The 622-nt window shown below is 76.5% G+C and carries 1 protein-coding gene; it reads right to left on the bottom strand.

The annotated features are described in order from the left end of the window. Nucleotides 1-622, bottom strand: a 622-nt coding sequence (gene fliK, locus L810_RS48045) for a ribonuclease E (RefSeq protein WP_042973060.1), incomplete at both ends; no start/stop codon positions are given.

Here is a 622-nt window from a genome sequence, read left to right as displayed (position 1 = left end):
AGCGCGGCCTCGTGCCGCGCGAGGCGGTCGGCGCCCGTCTGGTTCGCGCGCAATCGCGCGACCAGTTGCGTGCCGTTCAGCACCAGTTCCGCGTCGACCGTGCCGAGCGACGGCAACGTCAGCGTCAGGCGCGTGCGCCATGCGATGCCGTCGCCCGGGCCATCGTCGCCGCGCGGCGAGCGGCTGCCCGGATCGTCCGGCTCGATCGTCCAGTCGAGCCGCGCGCCGGGCCACGCCTCGCCCGTCCAGCGGAACTGGTCGGTCGCGAGCGCGTCGAGCTGCTGCCTGACGAGCGGCACGGCGGCCGGATGCACGGTCGCCAGCGTCTGCGCCGGGGAGTCCGACGACGCGGTGGCCGGTTGCGCGGGCGTCCCGCGCACATCAGGGCGTTCGCCGAGCAGATCGAACGTATCGGGCGGCAGCGACGCGCCGTGCCGTGCGCCCGCCGGCAAGCCCTGCGCGGGATCGCGTGCCGGTGCGCCGCCCTGGGCCGGTGTAGCCGGCTGCGCCGTCGCCCGTGCGGTCGCGGGCAGCGGCGACCGCTGCGCGAGCAGTTCGTCGAGCACGTCGGTCGAGCCGTGCTGCGCGGCATCCGGGTCGGCCGGCGATCTCCGCGACGTCG

The organism is Burkholderia sp. AU4i (genome assembly GCF_000466765.1).
Taxonomy (GTDB): Bacteria; Pseudomonadota; Gammaproteobacteria; order Burkholderiales; family Burkholderiaceae; genus Burkholderia; species Burkholderia cepacia.
The sequence above is the reverse complement of the archived record's forward strand: the minus strand, read 5'-3'. Positions and strand labels throughout refer to the sequence as shown.